Origin of the sequence: Microtetraspora sp. AC03309 (assembly GCF_020826795.1) — a bacterium.
In the GTDB taxonomy this organism is placed as follows: domain Bacteria; phylum Actinomycetota; class Actinomycetes; order Streptosporangiales; family Streptosporangiaceae; genus Microtetraspora; species Microtetraspora glauca.
On record NZ_JADDIL010000510.1, the window covers coordinates 1 to 454 of the forward strand.

1 protein-coding gene is annotated in these 454 nt (G+C 66.5%); it reads left to right on the forward strand.

The annotated features are described in order from the left end of the window. A partial coding sequence (locus IMZ11_RS44110) for a GTP-binding protein (RefSeq protein WP_228649714.1) occupies positions 1-454 on the forward strand: 454 nt, incomplete at both ends.

Genomic DNA, 454 nt, shown 5'->3' on the forward strand with positions numbered 1-454 from the left:
GACCGAGGCGCTGGCACTGCATGCCCGGGTGATCAACGAGGCGGGCGCGATCCACGGCAAGGCGGGCCGCAAGTCGACGGTGTCGGACTGGATGGAGATGGAGAAGGCGCGCGGCATCTCGATCACCTCCACCGCGCTGCAGTTCCCGTACCGCGACTGCGTCATCAACCTGCTCGACACCCCCGGCCACGCCGACTTCTCGGAAGACACCTACCGGGTGCTGACGGCCGTGGACTGCGCGGTGATGCTCATCGACGCCGCCAAGGGCCTCGAGCCGCAGACCCTGAAGCTTTTCCAGGTGTGTAAGCACCGGGGCATCCCGATCATCACGGTGATCAACAAGTGGGACCGTCCGGGCCGGCACGCCCTGGAGTTGATGGACGAGATCCACGAGCGGATCGGCTTGCGCACCACGCCCCTGACGTGGCCGGTGGGTATCGCGGGTGACTTCAAG